Genomic DNA, 23967 nt, shown 5'->3' on the forward strand with positions numbered 1-23967 from the left:
TTACCTACTCCTTCTCTGGGCGTTTGAATATACAGGTAATCTCTGCGCCGCCTTCCGTACAGTTGACCAGCTCCCAGCCTTTAGCGCCCAGTTTATTCATCGCCTGGGATAAGGCAGAGTCGTTTCCCATCAGCGGGTAGGTCTTGACAAGATAGCGCCAGTTAGTGGAATCAGCATGCGCTGGCAAGAAGAATGATGACAGGAGCAATAAGACCGCTGCCAGGTGAATGAGACGTTTTCCAGACATTATCCTCTCCTTAGAAAATACCGAGAAGCCGATAGTGCCTATGATACGCCTATGAAAAGCGGGTTAAAAGTGACTTATCAGTGATTTGAGAATTGGCGCAGGTGGCTCGATTAGCTACTTATCCAGGTACGGTTTCAATGCACCCCAAATCATGTGGAGATCAATGCCAGCTTCCTCTGCAACTTTGATAAATCTCAGCCGTTCCTCAATGTCCTGGTGGGTATCCCACAATTTCCAGATTCGTAGCTCAGTGGCTTCGTCACAAGCTGGTGGCCTTCCCGTGCCAACGCCACGAATGCTCAAGGCACTGCGACGGCGTGAAAAATCGGCAGCGTGCGTGCCAAACAACCGTTGCATCAACGCCAAAGGTGCGCCCATAAACAGGTATTTGTCTTCTAGCTCTTTTTCATCTCGCAGAATCTCTAGCTCCGAGAGTTGACGTTGTAACGCGGTAGTATCGACTTGAATAACTAGGAATCGATGGGCGCGATGAATTAGAGAATGCTGCTCCGCCAGATTTAGCTTGGCCATGATGTCAATTATTTCGTCTGGCAGATTGCTGGTTTTGAAGTGTATAGAATGTAGCGTACCTGATGATGAAACTAGTTTTTTAGCTGCTGCTTGAGCCATTTTCTCTTCAAAGCTGGGCATAGTCGAGACTCCTTCGTCCTTGAAATAACAGAACACATCTAATTCATTGATATGTTCAGCGTATAGACAACAAAAGAGTGAGACCTTTAGAAACTTTTCAAAAACAAAAGAAAATTATGTAACTGAGCTATCAGTCACTAGTGAAATACTGAAAATGTGAGTGCTGTCACAGTATGAGCGCAATTACACTGCGAGTGCGAGAAAAATTCCTGTTGCTAAGGAGGAATAATAATTTATTTTCTAGTCCGAAAAGTAATTGCTAGTTCGACATCAAAGGTAGAAACAAAATGATAATTTAAGCTTCAAGCAGAAGATTTCCTTACATGCTCAAACTTATTTGGTTCGTCCAGACGGTGTTTTTCCTGGTTAGCATGTTGCTGACGGGGCTATTTGCGATGTCGCTCTCCGGAGCTGATTTTGATAGTGTGATGAATCCTAGAGAGAGTGAACAGGCCATATTTATGGCGGCTTTGTTCATTTTTATTGGCTGCTGTATTGATATTGGAAAATATCTATTCTGGGTTAATCGACAAATTAGTCGATACTTCAAAGTGCTCAGCCTTGTTTTGATGGTTTTCTCCTGGCTTGCCAGTTGTGCCTTTTTTATCTCCTCCGAGATGCGGCTAATTAAAGAAGCGCAGCGGCGCTCACCTGAGTATGTAGCACTTCAGCAAGAAATTGACGGTCTTCAGAAAAATATCGCTATTGAAGAACAGCTGTTGAACAAGAGACTCGGAAGCAGCTATCACAAACAATGGGAACAGGCTCAAAATAGCGCGGCCAGGATAGCTGGATTTCAGGCAGAGATAGCAGAGAAGCAATCAGCATTATCACAGGTGGGATTGTCAGCAACAGAGAGCCAGCTTGAAACCACCAAGCTCTTTATCGGCATTAGTCGCACTCTGAATATCAGCCTAGATTCTGCCAGAACTTTTGGCTATGCGGTCTTAGCTCTGCTGTTGGAGGTTAGTACTTTGGGCATGATTAGCTTGGCTGGTGCTGAGAAAAGAGCTAATAGCTTGCCCAGCTCCCGTGCTGATGAGCCTGATCTGCAACCCGGTGATGATACTGTCGTCGATGAGGAATATAGGCAGAAATTGGCTCAACTCACTTTCGACATACTAAACGGCAAGATTCGGCCCGTTCTGCGAGTTATCAAGAGTGCTGACTATGACCTTAGCCTGGATCAGATTCGGGCGGTGCTGCGTGATCTACATGCCACCGGAATTCTCGATACCGACATCCGCAATAGCTACAAGCTGTCAGAAAGAGTGACAAGCTAGCATGATGCCAGTCTACACAAGGTGCACTATGGGCTCCCAAATAGCCCGGAGTGCTGGAGCGTTAGGGATTGAAAGGGCGTCAGTTCCCCCTCGGGGAATGAGTGACTAGCGAACCCGGCAAAGCCCGTAAACGCCATTGTGTGTGGGTAGAGCCAGATTGCTATGCCTATACCGATCGAGTGTGAAATAACAGTTGAGACTGTCCATAGCGGACACAGGGCTAAATCAGATAGGATTTTCTCTTCGTAACCCATTGATCTATAAGAATAAATTTTACCCTTTCTACAACTCGAAAAATATCGCCTGACCGATAAAAATGTATTATAAATAGAGCAGTGTGACATTACCCTAAAGAGAGCATCATTTGACTGCCAATGTTAGAGACCTTTTAAACAAGGTGGGGCCATGCCTGAGCTCCAGGCTGATTCAGATCATGGTTGATCAGGGCGCAACCCCAGAGGCTGCCCGGAAAAGAGTCGAGAGGGCTAGTGGGGTCATACGTTTATCAGGTGTTCGATTCGAGAAGAATGCCAAATTCATCTATCTTGACAACCAATATGGTGACGCTAGGTTTTGGGGGGCTTTAGAGGTTGCATTCAAAACCAACGGTAAAGCCTATTGGGCTGTGATGGTGGGGCTAAAACGAAGAGGTGGTGCTTGCCCCAAATCGCTTTTTCCGCGTATCTGTGGTGCGCCGATCAGACGCCAAAAACAGCTGTCACCGGAGATTATTCTAGAACGTCTGATCAGCATCCATCTGCTCAAGGAAGTTCAGGATGACAAGAGTGGCGAGATATGGATCAGTTTCAACCCCCACTGCTATAACGTCCTAGCCCCTTCCTTAGAGCAGCGGGCCATCGCTATTACAGAGAATCTCGCCATTGCGGCGATTGCCGATTGGGCAAGAAAGCTGGGATTCGGCAGTTACGCCAAGTTCGCACTACGCAATGATGAAAAGCCACCTGTTGTCTCGGGAATAACCTGGGATGTCAGCGCGCCATCCTATGTTAGACCATTAGTTTCAGCCCCCAATGGTGAGATCAAACCAGGATTCTTTGTCTGTGATGTCAGTCTTGGCCACCAGATCAGTGATGAAGAGGTGGAGGTATTTGTTCGCAAGTACGATATGGCAGCCTCCCCATCCAAAGTAGCGCCCATCATGGGGTTTCTGGTGGCTGATGGGTTTGCTCAAGCTGCTTATGAACGAGCGAGAAGCGTGGGCATCATAGCTGCCACCACGTCGCAGTTATTTGGGCAGGATGTGGCAAAAGCCCTGAATGATTTAATTAAAGTGTTGAGCGACACTGGCAAGACTGCAGCCATTAACCCGGAACACCTTGAAAACGTAATGAACCGTTTGACGAGGATTGAAGGGGCAAGCGCCAACCTTCGGGGGAGTCTGTTTGAACTGGTGGTGGGCAACCTACTGGTTGCGGTCACAGGAGGCTATCTAACCGTTGGGTATAAGATATCCAACATTGCCGAACTGGATGTATTGGTGGATCTTGAGGAAGAGGGACGATCCATTATCGTGGAATGTAAAGCTAAAATACCTGGTGCGATGGTCAGCTTGGAGGAGGTAAAGCGATGGTACAGCAATCGAATACCCTTGATTAACGAAGCGATCCGGCCATATGGTATTAACTATGTTGACCGAAAATTTGAGTTTGAGATATGGACCAATGGCACCTTTCATCCTGCTGCCATTGAATGGTTGGAGCAACAGCAGACGGAACTAGATAAACATACTGTTGCTTGGCGGGATGGTGCTGCTATCAAGCAATACTCCCAGCATGACAATGTTAGCCCACACACGCGGGGGATATTGAGGGATTATTATTTCAACAATCCCAGGACATCAATTTATCCGGCAGACATAGAGGGCTGAGATATATTGGGCAATCGCGTGATTTTTCTAGTAAAACCATCGCGGTTTGGCATAAGACATGTACATATAGAGTCTTTCGGCTATTGTGTCATCTAATTGTTAGCTTTTTATCTCTAAATCACACCTCCACCAAGGATGGAAAAAATGCAAATTGATCAACTAGTCTTACGCAACTTTAAGGGCTTCAAGGGGAGGTTTTCGATTGGCTTGAACCCCGGCATGAACATTATCGTTGGGGATAACGAGGCGGGTAAATCCACTATTATTGAGGCAATTAATCTAGCGCTGACTGGGTTGTTTAATGGTCGGTACTTAAGAAATGAATTGTCTCAGTATCTGTTTAATGAATCGGCAGTTAGTGAGTACATTGCGAGTTTAGCGACAGATGAGCCAGTTTGCCCGCCTGAAATCCTGATCGAACTGTATCTTACTGGGGGAAATGAAATCGCTTTTTTGGAAGGCGATTTGAATTCTGAGGGAAAGTACTGCAGCGGTATCTCACTTAGAATCGCTTTTAATGATGATTACAAAGCCGAGTATGAAGCTCTGATCGGTACGGGTGATGTTAAGACACTTCCCATCGAGTACTATCACGCGGTTTGGAAAAGCTTCGCACGAGAGACAATCACTACTAGAAGTATCCCAATAAAATCGGCTTTGATAGATTCAGCGGCTGCGCGGCACCAGAATGGCTCCGATATCTATATTGGTCGTATAGTTAAGGAATTGCTCACCCCAGAAGAAATCGTTAGCGTTTCACAGTCTCATCGTAAGATGAAAGAGAATTTCATGGATGATGCCTCTATCGATGCTATTAATAAAAAAATAACTGAAGCCAGCAAGATTACCGATAAGGAAGTCAAGATAGCGGTTGAACTGTCTTCACGTAACGCTTGGGAGAGTGGTCTCACCACCTACTTGGATAATATTCCGTTCCATTTCGTCGGCAAGGGTGAACAGAATGTTGTTAAAACTAACCTGGCCTTGTCACACAACAAAGCTAGGGAAGCCAATGTTCTCTTGCTGGAAGAGCCTGAAAATCACTTGTCTCACTCTAAACTCAACCAGTTGGTGAAAACGATCAAAGCAAATCAGGCTGAGCGGCAAATCATCATAACTACACATAGTAGTTTTGTCGCTAATAAGCTAGGGCTGGATGATCTAATACTGCTAAGCGATAAAAATACCTTGAAGTTAAATGAGCTATCCAGCGAAACAAAGCTGTTTTTTGAAAAGATAGCGGGGTACGACACTTTACGGCTGATTTTGTGTAATAAGGCGATATTGGTAGAAGGGGATTCAGATGAACTAGTCGTGCAGAAGGCGTATAGGATTCAGAATGAAAACCGGTTGCCAATAGAAGATTCGGTTGACGTGATTTCCGTAGGCGTATCGTTCTTACGATTTCTAGAAATAGCTGAAAAACTGGATAAGCCTGTATGTGTGGTTACAGATAATGACGGCGATGTTGCTGCGCTGGAGAAAAAGTACACTGATTACCTTGGTGAGAACGCTAAAGATCATATCAAAATTTGTTATGACCATGACGTGGATGGCGGTGATCTCGTGATCGGCCAAAAGGCTTTTAACTACAATACTTTGGAACCAAAGTTGGTGAAGGCAAACAGTCTTGAGGCAATGAACTTAATACTCGGCAAGGATTACAAAACTGTCGATGAGCTTCATAAGTATATGAAGGGCAATAAAACTGAGTGTGCCTTGAAAATTTTTGAGACAACCGGGGCTATCAACTATCCGCAGTATATTCTGGATGCCCTTGAATGAATAAGCTCATTATTGCTTCTGCAGGATCGGGAAAGACTACGTTTATAGTTGATGATGCAATAACTCAGGCCAAACAAGGAGTTCGCGTCCTAATTACGACTTTCACGGTCGCCTGTGAGCAGGAGATTCGCGATAAAGTAGTCAATAAGCTCGGTTTTGTTCCCGACGAAATTAGCATTATCACGTGGTTTTCCTTCCTGTTAAACCATGGTGTCAAGCCATTTCAAGGTCGTCTATTCGAATATGATGCCAGAGGGATGATCCTGGTAAATGGGAAGTCAGGCTTCCGGTTTAAAAACAAAAAAGGTCAGCCTATCTACTGGGGGGAAAAAGATTTCGATAAATTCTACTTCAGTCGAGATAAAAAGGTTTATTCTGATAAATTGGCTCAACTTGTATTGCGCTGTAATGAGGTTTCGGATGGTAGAGTCTTTGATCGCATTTCAAGGTGTTTTAATAGTATCTATGTAGATGAGGTTCAGGATTTGGCTGGTTATGATTTAGAGATTCTTGATGCTCTTTTTAAATCAAATGCTGATGTAACGGTAGTAGGTGACCCTAGGCAGGCAACCTATTCAACGGTTAATGCCAGGAAGAATAAAAAGTACGCTAAAGCCAATATTGTTAATTTCTTTGAAGATAGCAAGCTGGAAATTGATACTGACGAAGTGTCTCTCACTACTAATCACCGATGCCATAGTAGCATCTGTCAGTTCTCCAATCGGCTTTACCCTGATCTTCCGCAAGCTAAACCTGGACAGGGTGAGCCTACGGGTCACGATGGAATTTTTGCGCTAGATGAGAAAGAGCTGAATCAGTATCTAGCTGATTACAACCCCATGCAGCTTAGAGATAATGTTAAAAAGAGTGTCAATGACGACTACCCGGTTTTGAATTTTGGTAAATCGAAAGGCCTAACATATGAGAGAACTGTCATTTACCCATCCGGGCCTATGTTGAAATGGCTTAAGAACCCTGAAGAGAACTTGACTCAGGTGGCTCGTTCCAAATTCTATGTTGCTCTAACCCGTGCGAAATACAGTGTCGCCATCGTGCTAAAGGCTAGTGATATAGCCAAAATTGATGGGTTGGAGAAATATTAGGCACAGGCACCTTTAAATTGTTCGGGGCAGTATTTGAGGACTCGGGGTCTATAGTTGCTCGGAATCAGCGCACGGGTTGGATGTTTGGAGGTTGCGGGGTGTGACTGAAGTTTCTAGAGGTGGAGATTGATTACTCAGTATTGTATCCCAGATGCATCCCAAGGCAGTTTTCGCTTGTAAGAGGTGAAAATAATCCGCTGCATCTACGGAAGGGGGGAGTTGGTACCAGAGGCCGGACTCGAACCGGCACGTCCTCGCGGACAAGGGATTTTGAATCCCTCATGTCTACCAATTTCATCACTCTGGCACTGAGTGCAAGCTTACAGATTTTTTCCTAGGATACAAAACAGCTTGCTTATTTTGAATCCCCTGTGTCTACCAATTTCACCACTCTGGCACAGGGGCGCGATTATAGCAGTGGTCCCCGGAGAAGCAATAGAGCGGTGTGCCTTTCATTGATGGGTACACTGGTTCTGGCGGTGGATTTCCATTACCCTTGCGGCCTTTTACAAGCCTGCCCAAACGTATGCGCCGAGACCACTTCGACTATTATTTGCCCGATGAGCTGATTGCCCGTCAACCGGCCGCTGAGCGCCGTGGCAGTCGGCTGCTGGTGGTGGATGGTGTGACGGGCGCGCTGCAGCATCTGCAGTTTCCGGCGGTCTGTTCACTGGTGAATCCGGGTGACCTGCTGGTGTTCAATGACACCCGGGTGATTCCGGCTCGATTGTTTGGCCAGAAGGAATCCGGCGGCAAAGTGGAAATGCTGGTGGAGCGCCTGTTGGGTGGCCGGCGATTGCTGGCTCACCTGCGGGCGAGCAAATCACCAAAGGCGGGCACCCGGCTTCAGTTTGAGGGAGGTGCGGAGGCCGAGGTGGAAGGTCGCGATGGCGATCTGTTCCAGCTGCTTTTTCTCGGTGACAGAACGGCGCTGGATATCCTTGAAAGCCACGGCCATATGCCTTTGCCGCCCTACATTGATCGCGCCGATAACCCGGCTGACCGGGAGCGCTATCAGACGGTGTACGCTGAAAAGCCCGGTGCAGTAGCCGCGCCCACGGCGGGGCTGCACTTTGATCAGCCGCTGCTCGACCAGCTTCGCGCAAAGGGGGTGGATTTTGCCTTTGTCACGCTGCATGTGGGAGCGGGCACCTTTCAGCCGGTGCGGGTTGACGATATTCACGATCACCGAATGCATTCTGAGGTGATCGAGGTCTCGGCTGAAGTCTGTCAGCAGGTGAGGGAGACTCGCGCCCGGGGCGGTCGGGTTATTGCGGTCGGAACCACCAGCGTACGATGCCTGGAAAGTGTCGCCGCCGGTGGCCAGATACAACCGATGACCGGGGAGACGGATATTTTTATCTACCCCGGTTATTCGTTCAAACTGGTGGATGCCCTGCTGACCAATTTCCACTTGCCGGAATCGACGCTGCTGATGCTGGTGAGCGCCTTCTCCGGGTACACACGCATGATGAACGCCTACCGGCAGGCGGTGGCGGAGCGCTATCGGTTTTTCAGTTATGGCGATGCCATGTTTTTGACTCGTAATCCCGCCGCCACAGAGGACACTCCCCAATGAGAAACAGCTGTTTTATGTCCTTTGAGGTGGCTTGCCTCGATGGCGAGGCTCGTCGTGGCAGAATGACTTTCCCTCGCGGCACGGTTGAAACACCGGCATTTATGCCGGTGGGCACCTGTGGCACCGTCAAGGGCATGTTGCCGAGGGATGTTGAGGCCACTGGTGCCCAGATCCTGCTCGGCAATACCTTCCACCTGATGCTGCGCCCCGGCACTGACGTGGTAATGGAGCACGGCGGGTTACATGAGTTTATGCACTGGCCGGGACCAATCCTGACCGACTCCGGCGGTTTTCAGGTGTTCAGCCTCGGGGCGATCAGCAAGATTTCCGAGCAGGGCGTGGCTTTTCGTTCACCCATTGATGGCAGTGCCGTGTTTCTCGACCCGGAGACATCCATTCGGGTACAGCAGCAGCTCGGTGCGGATGTGGTGATGATCTTTGATGAGTGCACCCCTTACCCGGCAACCGAACAGCAGGCCCGTGCCTCAATGGAGCTTTCACAGCGCTGGGCGAAACGCAGTAAGGATGCCCACGGCGACAATCCCTCTGCGCTGTTTGGTATTGTACAGGGCGGCATGTATGAAGACCTGCGCGACGCCTCCCTGGCCGGTCTCGAGTTAATCGGTTTTGACGGCTATGCCATCGGTGGTTTATCGGTGGGTGAACCGAAAGAAGATATGTTGCGAATTCTGGATCATCTGCCGCCGAAAATGCCCCGGGACAAGCCCCGTTATCTGATGGGTGTGGGCAAACCGCAGGATATTCTCGAAGCCGTGCGGCGGGGTATCGATATGTTTGACTGTGTGATGCCTACCCGCAATGCGCGCAATGGGCATTTGTTCACCAGTGCCGGTGTCGTGAAGATCCGTAACGCGGTGCACCGGCACGATACCCGCCCGCTCGATACGAACTGTGACTGCTATACCTGCCAGAATTTTAGCCGGGCCTATCTGCATCATCTGGAAAAGTGTGGTGAAATACTCGGCGCTCAACTGAACACAATGCACAACCTGCGCTATTATCAGACGTTGATGGCCGATATCCGTCGGGCAATCACCGATGGTGATCTCGACGAATTCACTGTGCGTTTCTATGCCCAGCAGGGGCTGGAGCCGCCTGCTTGAGGTTTGCTCATTTGCCCCAATATGTGAGGGGTGCTCGATATTTTCCGCCGTTTCTGACAAGGGCGCTGCTTCCACCCTATAATGGTCAGCCTTTCGATCAGGACTCAATAAAAGACTAGTGATATGAACCGTTATCCGTTATGGAAATACCTGTTGATCCTCTTTGTTATTTTGTTGGGAGTGGTTTATGCCCTTCCCAATCTGTATGTGCCTGATCCGGCTGTACAGGTCTCCGGACAGAGTAGTGCGACCGTGATTGATCAGCAATTGCTGGATCAGATGGAGCAGGCTCTCAAGGATGAAGGTATCGAGTACTTCGGTGCAGAGAGCACTGGTGAAAACGCCCTCATTCGCCTGAAAGAGCGGGATCAGCAGTTACCGGCCAAAAGGGTTATTCAGCAGGCTCTCGGTTTTGATTACGTGGTGGCGCTGAATCTCGCACCCACAACGCCGGAGTGGCTTGCTGCGCTGGGGGCACAGCCGATGAAGCTCGGGCTCGACCTCAGTGGTGGCGTGCATTTTCTGCTGGAGGTCAATGTTGACGAAGTGGTTGGCAAGCGCATGGAGTCTGCGGTTCGGGAGATGCGCGGTGCCATGCGTGAGGAGAGGCTGCGCTACCACACGGTGAAGCTGGAGGACGGGACGATTATCAGCAAATTCCGCACCGAAGAAGAACGGGATGAGGCGAACCGGATTCTCCGTCGCGACTTCCGCGACCTGACCGCACAGCTCACCACGGAAGACGCTTTGTTCACTATCCGATCCACGATGTCGGAATCCGCGATCAGGGAAGTTGAGGATTACGCACTGAACCAGAATCTGGTGACCCTGAGAAACCGGGTGAATGAACTGGGGGTGTCCGAGCCCATCGTACAGCGTCAGGGTCGTAACCGAGTGATGGTGGAGCTGCCAGGAGTTCAGGATACGGCTGAAGCGAAGCGGATTATCGGCAAGACCGCCAACCTTGAGTTCCGTCTTGAAGCCGAGGAGCAGAACGTGGTCACGGCGGAAAAATTTGAATTTCTGAATGACAAATCGCGTTTTCCTGATGCCTGGCTGGAGCGCACGGTGGTGATTACGGGTGATCACGTGTCGAACGCGTCGGCCTCCTTCGATGAAAATGGCTTCCCGCAGGTGAATATCACGTTGGACAGTGATGGCGGTGCCCGTATGCACCGGGTTTCCCGCAAGAATATTGATCGCCGTCTGGGTGTGCTGTTTATCGAGTACAAGACCCGTACGATCTATACCACCAACGAAGACGGTGAGCAGGTTGCGACGTCTGAGCGCTATGTTGAAAAGAAAATTATCAGTCTGGCCACCATTCGCAGTGCGCTGGGCAAGACCTTCCGTATTACCGGTCTGGATAATCCCCGCGAGTCCTCGGAGCTGGCACTGCTGCTCCGTGCCGGTGGCCTGGCGGCACCCATGTATTTTGTCGAAGAGAGGACCATTGGTCCCTCGCTGGGTGCCGAAAATATCGCCCTGGGGGTTAAATCGGTCACCATTGGCATGGCGATAGTGCTGATTTTTATGCTGTTTTACTACCGGGTTTTCGGTATCTTCGCCAATGTGGCGCTCGCCCTCAATCTGGTCATCATGGTTGCTGCCATGTCTCTACTGGGCGCAACCCTGACCCTGCCGGGGATCGCCGGTATTGTGCTGACGGTGGGGATGGCAGTGGATGCCAACGTACTGATTTTTTCCCGAATCAGGGAGGAGCTGGCCAATGGCCTGCCACCCCAGTCCGCCATCAATGCCGGCTACGACCGGGCTTTCGTATCGATTCTGGATGCCAACCTGACCACCCTGATTGTCGCGGTGATTCTATACGCTGTTGGTTCCGGGCCGGTGCAGGGTTTTGCTGTCACCCTGTCGATCGGTATTTTGACCTCGATGTTCACCGCAATTCTGGGTACCAGAGCGCTGGTCAATCTGGTCTATGGTGGCCGTACCATTAACAAAGTCTGGATTTAGGAGCTCACCATGACAACGCTACGGATTATTGATTTCATGGGCCAGCGCAAGTTGGCGGCGATCATCTCCATTTTGTTGGTGCTGGGTTCGCTGGTTTCCCTGTCAGTGAAAGGCATCGTGCTGGGTCTCGATTTTACCGGTGGCACCCAGATTGAAGTGGGCTACCCACAACCGGCCGATTTATCGGTGATTCGCGCACAGCTCACCGAGAGCGGCTTTGAAAACCCCACTGTGATCTACTTCGGTTCCGAGAGTGATGTGCTGATTCGTATGCAGGGTGAGCCGGCAGCTGGATTGTCCGATCAGGTATTTGCTGCACTGCAAAACAACACCGACAGCGAGATCGAAATGCGCCGGGTGGATTATGTGGGCCCCCAGGTGGGTGATGAGCTTCGCGAGGATGGTGGTCTGGGTATGCTGGCTGCCCTGGCTGTGGTGATGCTCTATGTGGCCATCCGCTTTCAATACAAGTTCTCCATTGGTGCTGTTATTGCGTTGGTTCACGATGTGGTGATTACTCTCGGCTTTTTCTCGATTACCGGCCTGGAGTTTGACCTCACAGTCCTTGCAGCTGTGCTCGCCGTCATCGGCTACTCCCTGAATGACACGATTGTCGTGTTTGACCGAATACGGGAAAATTTTCGCCTGTTGCGAACGGCAGAGGCGAAAGAGGTTATTAATGAATCGCTCACCCAGTCGTTGCAGCGCACATTGCTCACCTCGCTGACCACAATTTTTGTGCTGCTGGCGCTGTTTATCTTTGGCGGGGAGCTGATTCACAATTTTGCAATTGCACTGATAGTGGGTGTGGTAATCGGTACATATTCCTCCATTTATGTGGCGGCAAATATGCTGATGGCATTGCGGATGACCAGGGAGAATTTGCTGCCGCCCGAGGTGAAAGAGGGCGAAGAATTTGATGGACTACCCTAGACCTGATGATGGGTTTCGTGGCGTATGTCAAGGTATTTTTGCTTGCGCGTTTTTGTAAGCCGTTTTAAAGTGCGAATTGCGGGTCTTTAGCTGCCTGTATATTTACACCGCCAACCGAGGTTGGCACTAAGTGCTTACGAGGATGTTATGTCAGATTTAGTTACCGGTACCGTTAAGTGGTTCAATGAAGAAAAAGGGTATGGCTTTCTTGCTCAGGAAGGTGGCAAGGATGTCTTTGTACATTTCAGTGCTATTAACGGTACAGGCCGTCGCACACTTTATGAAGGGCAGCAGGTTTCTTTTGAGGTGACCGAAGGTCAGAAAGGCCCTCAGGCACAAAACGTGACTGTTGTTGCCTGAGGCGGATGCCTGAGTTTAACCAATAAAAATGCCAGTTAGCGCTGGCATTTTTTTGTGTTTTCTTTATAGGTCTTATCCAGAGGTTTTTGTTTAAAAAATCTCCGGGGTGTCATTTTGTTGTTTGTTTCTAGCGCCAGTTATCCCAGGCCACCATCACTCTCTCGGGGTACCAGGTTTTGCCATAGCTGCCATTATAGCGAGCGAGCGCCAGTGCGAGATTGCCATTTTCCTTGTCCAGATAATACTTGAGAATGGTGCAGCCATAGCGCAGATTGGTATCGATGTTGATCAAGTTATCATCCGCCCGACCGATTTCGTGTTTCCAGAAGGGCATGACCTGCATCATACCCTGAGCCCCGGCACTGGAGACTGCGTAGGAGTCAAAATGACTTTCCACCTGAATGACAGCGAGAACCACTTCCGGCGATAGTTCTGCCCGCGTGGCGGCCTGATGGATTTTGCGCAGCAAGTCGAGTCGCTCCTCGCTGTCAGGAATATACCGGGCAAGCTGGGTGGATTTTGCCATCAGCCATACCTCGGCATCGAAACGATCCTCAAAGCTATCGGCCTGTTCCACGGTCTTTTTCAGCAGGGCCAGCAGAGCCTGATCCACTTCCTGTGGATCGCCTGCGAGGGCAGCACTCAGCCAGAGAGCGGTGGTCGTCAGTGCCAGCCACCGCGCGACTCTCTGGCCGACCGAGGCGTTCATCCGAGGGCCTGTGCCAGAAATTCGGGTAGTTCCGTTACCGCGATTTGGCAGCTTTCCCCGCTGCGACGGTTGTAATATTCCATCTGACCCTGTTCAAGCCCGCGGTCACCCACGACGATGCGGTGAGGGATACCCATTAACTCAATATCTGCCAGCATGACCCCCAACCGGGCTTTTTCTTCATCCATTAACAGCACGTCAAAACCTGCCTGTTGCAGATCAGCATAGAGCGTTTCGCAGGCATCGCGAACCTGTTCGGACTTGTGCAGATTGATCGGTACCACCGCGACCTGGAAAGGGGCCAGAGCATCGGGCCAGATGATGCCTTTTTCATCGTGATTCTGCTCTATGGCAGCGGCCACAACGCGGCTCACGCCGATCCCGTAGCAACCCATCAACATGACCTGCTCTCGGCCTTCTTCGTTGAGTACCCGGGCATTCATGGCTTCACTGTATTTGGTGCCCAATTGAAAAATATGCCCCACTTCAATACCGCGTTTGATCTCCAGTGTGCCCTGGCCATCGGGGCTGGTGTCACCGGGGACCACATTGCGAATGTCCTCGACCTGTAGCGGCGGACAATCTCTCTCCCAGTTGACACCGGTGAGATGGTAATCATCGCGGTTTGCACCGCAGACAAAGTCGGCCAGATGGGCCGCGCAACGATCCACAATGGTCGGAATGTTGAGCCCTACCGGACCGATAGATCCCACAGAACATCCCAGTATGGCTTTTACCTGTGCTTCGCTGGCAAAGGTCAGTGGTGATGCCACGCCCTGCAGTTTCTCGGCCTTGATAGCATTGAGTTCGTGGTCGCCCCGCAGTACCAGTGCCACCAGTGCGGTGGTGCTTTGATTGGGGTCCCCCAGTACGATCAGGGTTTTTGCGATCTGTTCAGGTTTTACCCCGAGAAACCGGCTGACCTGTTCAATACTGTGCTGGCCCGGTGTAGCCACTTCCTGCTTGTCTGCCGATGCAGTTGGCCGGCTGCCGGTCGGTGCCACGGCTTCGGCCATTTCCACATTGGCGGCATAGTCGCTGGCGTTGGAGAAGGCAATGTCGTCCTCTCCCGAGGCTGCCAGCACATGGAATTCATGGGAGTGGTTGCCGCCAATGCTGCCGGTATCCGCCAGGACAGGTCTGAAGTCGAGGCCGAGGCGACTAAAGATCGCTGTATAGGCCGCATGCATGGTGTCATAGGTCTGTTGCAGGCTGGCCTGATCCGCATGAAAGGAGTAGGCGTCTTTCATCAGGAATTCCCGTGCGCGCATGATGCCAAAGCGGGGGCGGATTTCATCCCGGAACTTGGTCTGAATCTGATAGAAGTTGGCGGGCAGTTGTTTGTAACTGCGCAGCTGGTTGCGGGCCAGGTCGGTAATGACTTCCTCGTGGGTTGGGCCCAGGCAGAAGGCGCGGTCGTGACGATCCTTCATTCTCAGCAGTTCCGGCCCGTACTGTTCCCAGCGACCGGACTCCTGCCAGAGTTCCGCCGGTTGGGTGACCGGCATCAGGACTTCCATGGCACCGGCCTGGTTCATTTCTTCTCGGACAATGGCCTCCACTTTGCGCAGCACCCGCAATCCCAGAGGTAACCAGTTGTAGAGCCCGGCGGCCAGCTTGCGGATCATGCCGGCGCGAATCATCAATTGGTGGCTGATGACTTCGGCATCGGCCGGGGTTTCTTTTTGGGTGGCGATCAAAAACTGGCTGGCACGCATAGTTGATTCTTTGTCTTGGAGGTGAGTGTAAAAACCGCTATTTTACGGTGGAGCCCGCTTTGGGTACAGGACAAGAGGTTGTTAAATGTTTGAGCTCGATTCTGCGTTGAAGGCTGACACGATAATTATGGGTGACTTTCCGTTGTGCCGGTTGTTGCTTCACCGCGATGCCAATTATCCCTGGTTTATTCTGGTGCCTCGGATTGCCGATGTGACAGAAATTTATCATTTGTCAGAGCAGGATCAATATCAGCTGATACGCGAATCCTCTCTGTTGGCGGAGACATTGGTGGATGTGTTCTCCCCGGACAAGGTCAATATAGCGACCCTGGGCAACCGGGTGGCCCAACTGCATGTGCATCATATCGCCCGCTATAAAATGGACGGCGCCTGGCCTGACCCCATTTGGGGACGGTTGCCGGCACAGGAGTATACCGGGAAGTTGCTTGCTGCGCGGGTCGATCCACTTGTCAATGTGCTCGTCGGGGATGACTTCACAGCCTTGCACAAATAGCTTTTCCGGCAGATTTTTGCGCATTGTGTTGGCGGTAGTCCGGATTCAGGCATTATCCAATCTTCTAGCCCCCTGGTTACTGGGGTATAATGCGCCGCTTTTATCAGGGGCGTTCTGCCCGCTCTAGAATCAGGGTATTTAGTATGCCGATTTACAGTTATCAATGTCAGGCCTGCGGTCATGTGCTGGAAGCACTTCAAAAAATCAGTGACAAACCATTGACGGATTGTCCGGTTTGTCATCAGTCGGAATTGAAAAAACAGTTGACGGCTGCGGGCTTCCGGCTGAGTGGCAGTGGCTGGTATGAAACGGACTTCAAAAAAGAGAAAAGAAAGAATATTGCCGGCGACCAGCCCTCGGAGAGCAAGGCAAAACCTGAAGCAAAACCCAAAGAGGCTGCCGGTTCCACCCCCGCTGCCTGAACCAATACCACCGGAAGCCCCGCCCGGCCTCCATCGATTAACAACGGGAAGACATAATGCGGACAAGTTATTGTGGTGTGCTCGGCGCCGAACACATTGATGAGGAAGTCACCCTTTGCGGTTGGGTGGATCGTCGACGCGACCACGGGGGTGTGATCTTTGTCGATTTGCGCGATCGTGAAGGTATCGTGCAGGTCGTGTTTGACCCGGATTGCGGCGAGCATTTTGCTCTTGCCGACCGGGTTCGCAGTGAGTATGTGCTACAGGTGACTGGTCGGGTTCGCGCCAGAACCCCCGAAACCGTCAACCCGGAAATGACTACCGGTCAGATTGAAGTTTATGGTCTGGCTGTGCAGATACTGAATTCCTCTGAAACGCCGCCTTTTCCTCTGGATCAGCACAACAAGGTGGGCGAGGAAGTACGGCTCAAGTATCGCTATCTGGACCTGCGCCGGCCGGAAATGCTCAGCAATATGCGGTTCCGCTCCAGGGTGACCAATATTATTCGCAACTTTCTCGATCAGCGGGGATTTCTGGATATTGAAACCCCGATCCTGACCCGGGCCACGCCGGAGGGCGCCCGCGATTACCTGGTGCCGAGCCGCACCCACGAAGGCAAGTTCTTTGCGCTGCCGCAGTCGCCACAGTTGTTCAAGCAGTTGCTGATGGTGTCGGGCGTGGACCGTTATTACCAGATCGCAAAATGTTTCCGTGACGAAGATCTCCGGGCGGACCGCCAGCCTGAATTTACCCAGGTTGATGTGGAAATGTCGTTTACCTCGGAAGCGGAGATCATGGCCATCAATGAGGAGATGATCCGCACGGTTTTCCAGGAAGTGCTCGAGGTGGATCTTGGGGATTTCCCCTCCATGCCTCATAGCGAGGCCATCATGCGCTATGGCAGCGATAAACCGGATTTGCGGATTCCCCTCGAACTGGTGGAAATCAAGGATCTGATGACAGAGGTGGATTTCAAGGTATTTTCCGGGCCGGCCAATGATCCAAAGGGCCGCGTTACGGCATTGAAAGTGCCGGGTGGCAACGAAATCAGTCGCAAGCAGATAGATGATTACACCAAGTTTGTTGGTATTTACGGTGCCCGGGGACTGGCCTATATCAAGGTCAATAACAGGGACGATCTGGAGGAAGGGCTGCAATCCCCCATCGTCAAGTTTCTGCCGTTGGACGTGCGTGCTGCCATACTCGATCGCACCGCTGCTGAAAATGGCGACCTGATTTTCTTTGGTGCAGATAACCACCGTGTTGTCACCGAAGCATTGGGTGCCCTGCGCTGTAAACTTGGTGCAGACCTGAATCTCTACACCTGTCAGTGGGCGCCGTTGTGGGTGGTCGACTTCCCGATGTTTGAAGAAGATGGAGAGGGCGGTTGGACCTCCCTGCATCATCCTTTTACCCGGCCGGCCTGCTCGGTGGAAACGCTCGAGGCCGACCCGGAAAAAGCCCTGTCGATTGCCTACGATATGGTGTTGAACGGCACGGAGCTCGGTGGTGGTTCGATTCGTATCCATAACCCCGATATGCAGCATGCGGTCTTTAAGGTGTTGGGTATCAGTGAAACAGAAGCGGATGAAAAATTCGGTTTCCTGATCGATGCCCTGAAGTTTGGTTGCCCCCCCCATGGCGGGTTGGCATTTGGTTTGGATCGACTGATCATGTTGATGACCGGTAGTCATTCGATTCGGGATGTGATCGCTTTCCCGAAAACCCAGACAGCGGCCTGTGTGATGACTGATGCGCCGGGTGGGGTTGATAATCGGCAATTGCGTGAACTGAATATTCGTTTGCGGGAGAAAAAACCGGCGGATAACTGATCTATTCCGCAGTGCGCTGACCGGCGCAACACGATAAAAAACGACTGTTGGTGAAACGACTACAGCTCGGAACGATGGGAGATTTTTGTTATGGCAGGTCACAGCAAATGGGCCAATATCAAGCACCGCAAGGCAGCGCAGGATGCCAAGCGCGGCAAGGTATTCACCAAACTGATTCGTGAGCTGGTTGTGGCTGCAAAATCCGGTGGACCTCTGCCGGAAGACAACCCCCGGCTCCGCGCCGCAGTGGACAAGGCGCTCGGTAATAACATGAAGCGCGACACGATTGATAAAGCCATTGCCAGGGGTGCGGGTGCCGGTGAAGGCGATAATTATGAAGAGGTGACCTACGAGGGTTACGGGGTCGGTGGTATCGCCGTGCTGGTGGACTGTATGACGGATAACCGCAATCGTACGGTTTCCGATGTGCGCCACGCCTTCACAAAGCGCGGTGGCAATCTGGGCACGGACGGATCGGTCGCCTACCTGTTTAAACGTACCGGTCAAATCAGTTATTCCGCCGGGGTTGATGAAAACCGGTTAATCGAAGTGGCCCTGGAAGCGGGCGCAGAAGATGTGGTGACCAATGACGACGGTTCCATGGATGTGCTCAGCGCATGGGAAGACTTCAGCGCAGTCAAAGAAGCCCTGTTGGATGCCGGTCTTGAGCCGGAAAACGCAGAGGTCACCATGCTGGCATCCATTACTGTTCCAGTTGACCTGGACGGTGCGGAGAAATTGCTGGCGCTGGTGGATCATCTGGAAGATCTGGACGATGTGCAGAATGTATATACCAATGCGGATATTCCCGCGTCGGTGATGGCTGAGCTCGGCTGATGATCGGTTGGGCCAGAGAGTAAACCCGGGTGTATCCCGATATTGTTAACAGAACGAGTAATCACAGGAGAGACAGGATGAAAGTACTTCAGAAAACTGACGAGTACACCATTTATCAAAAACGCTCAGGTCGCTATGCCGTTGAAGGCGCTGACAAGAAGATCATTAATGGTGACGAAAAAGTCAGCATTCTGATCGCTGCGGGTGTCGTCAAGCAGGCAGTTGCCAAACCCGCGCCCGTAGAAGAGCCAGCTGTTGACGAGGCCCCCGTTGAGGAAGCCCCGGCAGAAGCAGCTCCAGAAGAAGAGGCTGTGGCAGAGGAAGCGCCTGCTGATGAAACACCCGCAGAAGCAGCTCCCGCTGAATCGGCAGATGAGGAAACCAAATAAAAGTTGTTGTGTGAATGCAAAAAAGGCGGCTGGCAACAGCCGCCTTTTTTAGTGGGTACAGTGACGATGGAGCCGTTGGCTCTTGTTTTTTCAAGCGATTAGGATACTGTGACAATATACAGTATTTCGGGCGATTCCCATGACACTGATTCTCGGTATAGACCCGGGTTCGAGAAAGACCGGTTTTGGCCTTGTCAACGCCGTTGGTTCCCACGCCGAGTATGTTGCCAGTGGCATTATCCGCCTGCCGGATGGCGCGCTTCCGGAGCGTCTCAAAGTGATCTTTGAGAGTCTTTCCTGCATTATCGAAGAGCACCATCCTGAGACAATGGCCATTGAGGATGTTTTCTTTGCCCGTGATCCCAGGGCTGCGCTGAAGCTCGGGCAGGCCCGTGGCGCAGCCATTGTAGCGGGTGTTGCCGCGGGGTTGTCGGTGGCTGAGTATGCTGCGCGGTCAGTCAAGCAGTCGGTGGTTGGCAGTGGCGCGGCTGGCAAGGAGCAGGTGCAGCATATGGTCACACGACTGCTGAAGTTGCCTTCGGCACCCTCTGAGGATGCTGCAGACGCGCTTGCAGTGGCGCTCTGCCACGCGCAAACAATCCGTACCACGGCTGGATTGCCCCCCGATGTTCGTTATGCCAGGGGGCGGTATAAATAATATGGCGAGTCCTATAAAGAGAGGAATTGCGAGGTGATCGGAAGAATTCATGGCACATTATTGGAGCGCAAGGCACCGGAACTGCTAATTGATGTGCAGGGTGTCGGCTACGAAGTATTGGTGTCACTCAATACGTTTTTTGATTTACCGGTACCGGGGCAGACGGTGACTCTCCATACGCACTTTGTGGTGCGGGAGGATGTGCAGCAACTTTATGGTTTTGCCGATACTGTCGAGCGCGAGTTATTTCGCAGCCTGATCAGGGTCAGTGGCGTGGGGCCGAAAATGGCGCTGGCCATTTTATCCGGAATGACGGCGGCTGATTTTTCCCATTCAGTACAGCATAACGATACCGCGACCCTGGTGCGATTGCCCGGCGTCGGTAAAAAAACAGCCGAGCGTCTGATTGTGGAAATGCGGGATCGTCTCAGTCATTTTTCCACTGATTCGGCGGACTCCCCCGTCACTGGTCAGGCAGCACGACAAACCGATACGGTCAGGGAGGCCGAGAGTGCACTGATTGCACTGGGTTACAAGCCCCAGGAGGCGGCCCGGATGATAACGGCTGTAGCCAGTGAAGGGCAATCCAGTCAGGAATTGATTCGCCTTGCCCTGAAAAGCATGGTTAAAAGCTAGCCCGTGCAAGATATACTGCCCCCATGATTGAGAACGATCGCCTTATATTCCCAGAAGCTTCCGTCCAGGAGGAGCGCTTTGATCGTGCGATTCGTCCCCTGAGTCTGGCCGACTACGTCGGGCAGCAGGCGGTGCGTGAGCAGATGGAAATATTTATCGGTGCCGCGCGCAAGCGTGGTGAGCCACTGGACCACACACTGGTCTTTGGCCCCCCGGGTCTGGGCAAGACCACGCTGGCCCATATCATTGCCAACGAAATGGGTGTAGATCTGAAAACCACCTCCGGTCCAGTGCTGGAGAAAGCCGGTGATCTGGCGGCCCTGATGACCAACCTGGAGCCGGGGGATGTGTTGTTCATTGACGAGATTCATCGTCTGAGTCCCGTGGTGGAAGAGGTTATCTACCCGGCCATGGAAGACTACCAGCTGGATATCATGATCGGTGAAGGACCTGCGGCACGTTCCATCAAGCTGGACTTGCCTCCCTTTACCCTCGTTGGTGCAACGACCCGGGCGGGGTTACTCACGTCGCCGTTGCGCGATCGTTTTGGTATCGTACAGCGCCTCGAGTTTTACTCAGTGGATGAGTTGAGCACGATTGTCGCGCGCTCTGCGGATATTCTCGGCGTGGCCATGGGACAACAGGGCGCTATGGAGGTTGCCCGCCGAGCGAGGGGTACACCCAGAATAGCCAATCGCCTGTTGCGTCGGGTCAGGGACTACGCCGAGATCAAAGCAGATGGCAAGATCAGTGCGGAGGTAGCCGATCAGGCGTTGAATATGCTCAATGTGGATGCCAATGGTTTTGATCATATGGATCGACGGCTGATGTTAACCATCATGCAGAAGTTTGATGGGGGACCTGTGGGGGTGGACAGTCTGGCCGCCGCGATCAGCGAAGAGCGGGGAACGATCGAGGATGTACTGGAACCGTTTCTGATCCAGCAGGGATACTTGATGAGAACCACTCGGGGTCGAATGGTTACAAGCCTTGCCTACCAGCACTTCGGTTTGAAAAGTCCACAAAAAATTGACCAACAACTGGATTTCATGGAGAAATGACCAGCGAATATTGTCTACCGATCCGCGTGTATGTGGAAGACACCGACGCGGGCGGGATTGTCTACTACGCCAATTATCTGAAGTACCTTGAGCGCGCCCGCACTGAACTGATGCGGTCGTTGGGTTATGACAAGCCGGCGCTGTTCGAGGGTATGCAGTTTGTGGTCTGTTCGGTGGAATTGAAGTACCGGCAACCGGCAGTATTGGATGACCAGATTGTTGCCACGGCCAAACTGGTCGCCGTGAGCAGAACTTCATTTACCATCGCCCAAAAAGTGCTGAGAGATGAGCAGGTTCTGGTCGAGGGGGTCGTAAAAGCGGCCTGTATCAATCATCAAACGAAGCGACCCACGGCCATCCCGGCCGAGATGTTGCAAACGTTGCAAGCCGCTATTTAACAAGAAAACAGGAGTTACCTGGTGACCGAACAATTATCACTCTGGAGTCTGATTGCCGATGCTTCCCTGCTGGTGCAATTTGTCATGGCGCTGTTATTTTTTGCTTCGATCATCTCCTGGGTAATGATCATCCAACGGGGGCTATACCTGAGAAATGCGGGGATTAATCTGCGCAAATTCGAGGATAATTTCTGGTCCGGGGTAGACCTTAATCAGCTCTATACGGATATTGGTGGCAGAGGTGCCGCTGAAGGTCTGGCGAGTGTATTCCGTGCCGGCTTCCGCGAGTTCAATCGACTGGCCCAGCAGGCTAATGTAGATGCGGATACGGTCATTGAAGGCACCGAACGGTCCATGCGAATTGCCCTGTCCCGGGAGGAGGAGCGACTCAATCGGAATTTACCCTTCCTGGCCAGCGTTGCGTCGGTGAGTCCCTACATCGGTTTGTTTGGCACGGTATGGGGGATCATGAACTCCTTTCGCGGGCTGGCAACAGTGCAGCAGGCCACCCTGGCTACGGTTGCGCCGGGTATCTCTGAGGCCTTGATCGCCACCGCCATGGGCTTGTTTGCCGCGATTCCGGCGGTGCTGGCCTACAATCGCTATTCAGCGTCGGCGGATAGTATCTACAGCGGCTATCAAACCTTTGCCGAGGAGTTCTCCAGTATTCTGCACCGCCGGGTACACGGTTAATGACTATCAGGACTCCCAAGCATAAAAGACGGCTGGTGGCTGAGATCAATGTGGTGCCCTACATTGATGTGATGCTGGTATTGCTGATTGTCTTTATGGTGACAGCCCCCATGTTGATGCAGGGGGTCAAGGTGGAGCTGCCACAGGCCCCGTCCGCACCGCTTGACGACAAGGATCTGGAACCCCTCATTGTCTCTGTGAAGGCCGATGGGACTTACTATCTGGACCTCGGCAACGGCAAGAATATTGAAGAGCCGCTCACCTCTATTATTGAAAAAGTGCAGAAGGTGATGGGTGTGCAGCCGAAGACGCCCGTGCTGGTCTGGGGTGATGCAAAAGTGGATTATGGCACGGTGGTCGGGTTGATGAGTGAACTGCAGAATGCCGGTGCGCCCTCTGTCGGGCTGGTTACCGAGCCGCCACCGGGGAAAAACTAGCTACCGTGTTCTCCGGCAAAGTCTCTTCGTTTACCGTTGCCGTTTTGGTGAGCCTGCTGTTGCATGCTTTCATCGTGGCGCTGATGGTAGTGCATTGGGAGCCAGAGAGGAAACAACGAAAAATTACTCAGCCGAAATATGTTCAGGCAACGTTGCTCAAGCTGGAAGAAAAAGCCAAACCAAAACCCAAGCCCCCGGTGCCTAAAGCGGCTCCCAAGCCGGCTCCCAAACCGACCCCGAAACCGGCTCCTAAGCCCAAGCCCAAACCAGCGCCGAAGCCGACGCCAAAACCGGAACCCAAACCCGCGCCAAAACCGGAACCGAAACCAGAGCCCAAGCCGCAAATAGATAAGCAGCAACTTGAACAGGCACTGGCCAGTGCCCTGGCCGAGGAAGAGGCATTTTTGGCGGCCGCGAACGATGAGGAGTTGGCCAGCAGTTACGCGGATTACATTTTTGAGCGTCTGGCCGCCAACTGGAATCGTCCACTCAATTCCCGTCGCGATATGGAGGTTGAGTTGCTGGTGCAACTGTTGCCCAATGGGCAGGTAGTTCGTGTTGATATTGTCAGATCCAGCGGTAATGAGGCGTTTGATCGTTCTGCCGTACAGGCGGTGCTTAAAGTGGACAGGTTCGAAAAATTGCAGGAACTACCAACGAAGGTGTTCGAGACGTATTTTCGTAAATTGCCATTAATTTTCAGACCAGATGATTTGAGGTTATAAACAGTGAG

General features: G+C 51.8%; 25 protein-coding genes and 1 tRNA gene. 21 read left to right on the top strand and 5 right to left on the bottom strand.

The genetic code is table 11. The features are described from left to right. Positions 1 to 4 precede the first annotated feature (4 nt). Both AACZ64_RS01725 and AACZ64_RS01730 read right to left on the bottom strand, forming a co-directional pair. Entirely contained in the window at positions 5 to 247 is a 243-nt protein-coding gene (locus AACZ64_RS01725) for a hypothetical protein (RefSeq protein ID WP_293613669.1), read from the bottom strand. Between the two features lie 114 nt (positions 248 to 361). Then, positions 362 to 898, bottom strand: coding sequence for an STY4526/YPO1902 family pathogenicity island replication protein (locus AACZ64_RS01730; protein ID WP_293613670.1), 537 nt, complete (start codon positions 896 to 898; stop codon positions 362 to 364). 323 nt (positions 899 to 1221) lie between these two features. Between AACZ64_RS01730 and AACZ64_RS01735 the strand changes: the two genes are divergently transcribed. From AACZ64_RS01735 to AACZ64_RS01750, 4 genes are all read left to right on the top strand, one after another. Continuing rightward, positions 1222 to 2181: a hypothetical protein gene (locus AACZ64_RS01735; RefSeq protein ID WP_293613671.1), complete on the top strand. Its 960-nt coding sequence runs from the start codon at positions 1222 to 1224 to the stop codon at positions 2179 to 2181. A 364-nt stretch (positions 2182 to 2545) separates the two neighbouring features. Next, entirely contained in the window at positions 2546 to 4069 is a 1524-nt protein-coding gene (locus AACZ64_RS01740) for a hypothetical protein (protein WP_293613672.1), read from the top strand. A 144-nt stretch (positions 4070 to 4213) separates the two neighbouring features. Continuing rightward, a complete protein-coding gene (locus AACZ64_RS01745) occupies positions 4214 to 5854 on the top strand; it encodes an AAA family ATPase (protein WP_293613673.1) in 1641 nt (546 codons plus the stop codon). Next, positions 5851 to 6957: a UvrD-helicase domain-containing protein gene (locus tag AACZ64_RS01750; RefSeq protein WP_293613674.1), complete on the top strand. Its 1107-nt coding sequence runs from the start codon at positions 5851 to 5853 to the stop codon at positions 6955 to 6957. The genes AACZ64_RS01745 and AACZ64_RS01750 overlap by 4 nt, the downstream gene beginning before the upstream one ends. 220 nt (positions 6958 to 7177) lie before the next feature. Here AACZ64_RS01750 and AACZ64_RS01755 read toward each other — a convergent pair. Further along, positions 7178 to 7264: transfer RNA gene (locus tag AACZ64_RS01755), tRNA-Leu, on the bottom strand. A gap of 219 nt (positions 7265 to 7483) precedes the next feature. Between AACZ64_RS01755 and queA the strand changes: the two genes are divergently transcribed. The 5 genes from queA (at position 7484) to AACZ64_RS01780 (ending at position 12930) form a co-directional block, all read left to right on the top strand. Then, on the top strand, positions 7484 to 8536 hold the full coding sequence (gene queA, locus AACZ64_RS01760; RefSeq protein ID WP_293613823.1) for a tRNA preQ1(34) S-adenosylmethionine ribosyltransferase-isomerase QueA: 1053 nt from the start codon (positions 7484 to 7486) through the stop codon (positions 8534 to 8536). Then, positions 8533 to 9660: a tRNA guanosine(34) transglycosylase Tgt gene (tgt, locus tag AACZ64_RS01765; RefSeq protein ID WP_293613675.1), complete on the top strand. Its 1128-nt coding sequence runs from the start codon at positions 8533 to 8535 to the stop codon at positions 9658 to 9660. The genes queA and tgt overlap by 4 nt, the downstream gene beginning before the upstream one ends. Positions 9661 to 9783: 123 nt before the next feature. After that, a complete protein-coding gene (secD, locus tag AACZ64_RS01770) occupies positions 9784 to 11637 on the top strand; it encodes a protein translocase subunit SecD (protein WP_293613676.1) in 1854 nt (617 codons plus the stop codon). Positions 11638 to 11646: 9 nt separating this feature from the next. Then, on the top strand, positions 11647 to 12570 hold the full coding sequence (gene secF / locus AACZ64_RS01775) for a protein translocase subunit SecF (RefSeq protein ID WP_293613677.1): 924 nt from the start codon (positions 11647 to 11649) through the stop codon (positions 12568 to 12570). 147 nt (positions 12571 to 12717) lie between these two features. Further along, on the top strand, positions 12718 to 12930 hold the full coding sequence (locus AACZ64_RS01780) for a cold-shock protein (RefSeq protein WP_293613678.1): 213 nt from the start codon (positions 12718 to 12720) through the stop codon (positions 12928 to 12930). Between the two features lie 127 nt (positions 12931 to 13057). Here AACZ64_RS01780 and AACZ64_RS01785 read toward each other — a convergent pair whose 3' ends face one another. Next, positions 13058 to 13639 carry a transglycosylase SLT domain-containing protein gene (locus AACZ64_RS01785; RefSeq protein WP_293613679.1) on the bottom strand — a complete coding sequence of 194 codons (582 nt, stop codon included), beginning with the start codon at positions 13637 to 13639 and terminating at the stop codon, positions 13058 to 13060. Then, positions 13636 to 15357, bottom strand: a complete 1722-nt coding sequence (locus tag AACZ64_RS01790) for a proline--tRNA ligase (RefSeq protein WP_293613680.1) — start codon at positions 15355 to 15357, stop codon at positions 13636 to 13638. The genes AACZ64_RS01785 and AACZ64_RS01790 overlap by 4 nt, the downstream gene beginning before the upstream one ends. 85 nt (positions 15358 to 15442) lie before the next feature. Between AACZ64_RS01790 and AACZ64_RS01795 the strand changes: the two genes are divergently transcribed. The 12 genes from AACZ64_RS01795 (at position 15443) to AACZ64_RS01850 (ending at position 23959) form a co-directional block, all read left to right on the top strand. Continuing rightward, positions 15443 to 15871, top strand: a complete 429-nt coding sequence (locus AACZ64_RS01795) for an HIT domain-containing protein (RefSeq protein WP_293613681.1) — start codon at positions 15443 to 15445, stop codon at positions 15869 to 15871. Between the two features lie 143 nt (positions 15872 to 16014). After that, entirely contained in the window at positions 16015 to 16293 is a 279-nt protein-coding gene (locus tag AACZ64_RS01800; protein WP_272981525.1) for a zinc ribbon domain-containing protein, read from the top strand. Positions 16294 to 16349: 56 nt separating this feature from the next. Next, positions 16350 to 18125, top strand: a complete 1776-nt coding sequence (gene aspS, locus AACZ64_RS01805) for an aspartate--tRNA ligase (protein ID WP_293613682.1) — start codon at positions 16350 to 16352, stop codon at positions 18123 to 18125. Positions 18126 to 18215: 90 nt separating this feature from the next. Beyond that, the gene (locus AACZ64_RS01810) at positions 18216 to 18962 is read left to right on the top strand and encodes a YebC/PmpR family DNA-binding transcriptional regulator (protein WP_293613683.1); all 747 of its coding nucleotides are present in this window, start codon (positions 18216 to 18218) and stop codon (positions 18960 to 18962) included. Between the two features lie 77 nt (positions 18963 to 19039). After that, positions 19040 to 19351, top strand: a complete 312-nt coding sequence (locus AACZ64_RS01815; RefSeq protein ID WP_293613684.1) for a hypothetical protein — start codon at positions 19040 to 19042, stop codon at positions 19349 to 19351. Positions 19352 to 19490: 139 nt separating this feature from the next. Next, positions 19491 to 20009, top strand: a complete 519-nt coding sequence (ruvC, locus tag AACZ64_RS01820; RefSeq protein WP_293613685.1) for a crossover junction endodeoxyribonuclease RuvC — start codon at positions 19491 to 19493, stop codon at positions 20007 to 20009. Positions 20010 to 20042: 33 nt separating this feature from the next. Beyond that, positions 20043 to 20645, top strand: a complete 603-nt coding sequence (gene ruvA, locus AACZ64_RS01825) for a Holliday junction branch migration protein RuvA (protein ID WP_293613686.1) — start codon at positions 20043 to 20045, stop codon at positions 20643 to 20645. 23 nt (positions 20646 to 20668) lie between these two features. Further along, on the top strand, positions 20669 to 21706 hold the full coding sequence (ruvB, locus tag AACZ64_RS01830; protein WP_293613687.1) for a Holliday junction branch migration DNA helicase RuvB: 1038 nt from the start codon (positions 20669 to 20671) through the stop codon (positions 21704 to 21706). Continuing rightward, positions 21703 to 22104: a tol-pal system-associated acyl-CoA thioesterase gene (gene ybgC, locus AACZ64_RS01835; RefSeq protein ID WP_293613688.1), complete on the top strand. Its 402-nt coding sequence runs from the start codon at positions 21703 to 21705 to the stop codon at positions 22102 to 22104. The genes ruvB and ybgC overlap by 4 nt, the downstream gene beginning before the upstream one ends. An 18-nt stretch (positions 22105 to 22122) precedes the next feature. Beyond that, on the top strand, positions 22123 to 22797 hold the full coding sequence (gene tolQ / locus AACZ64_RS01840; protein WP_293613824.1) for a protein TolQ: 675 nt from the start codon (positions 22123 to 22125) through the stop codon (positions 22795 to 22797). Beyond that, positions 22797 to 23234: a protein TolR gene (gene tolR, locus AACZ64_RS01845; RefSeq protein WP_293613689.1), complete on the top strand. Its 438-nt coding sequence runs from the start codon at positions 22797 to 22799 to the stop codon at positions 23232 to 23234. Before tolQ ends, tolR begins: the two co-directional genes overlap by 1 nt. A 5-nt stretch (positions 23235 to 23239) precedes the next feature. Next, a complete protein-coding gene (locus AACZ64_RS01850) occupies positions 23240 to 23959 on the top strand; it encodes an energy transducer TonB (protein ID WP_293613690.1) in 720 nt (239 codons plus the stop codon). Positions 23960 to 23967: the final 8 nt, after the last annotated feature.

It is taken from the genome of uncultured Porticoccus sp., from assembly GCF_963975625.1.
GTDB lineage: Bacteria > Pseudomonadota > Gammaproteobacteria > Pseudomonadales > Porticoccaceae > Porticoccus.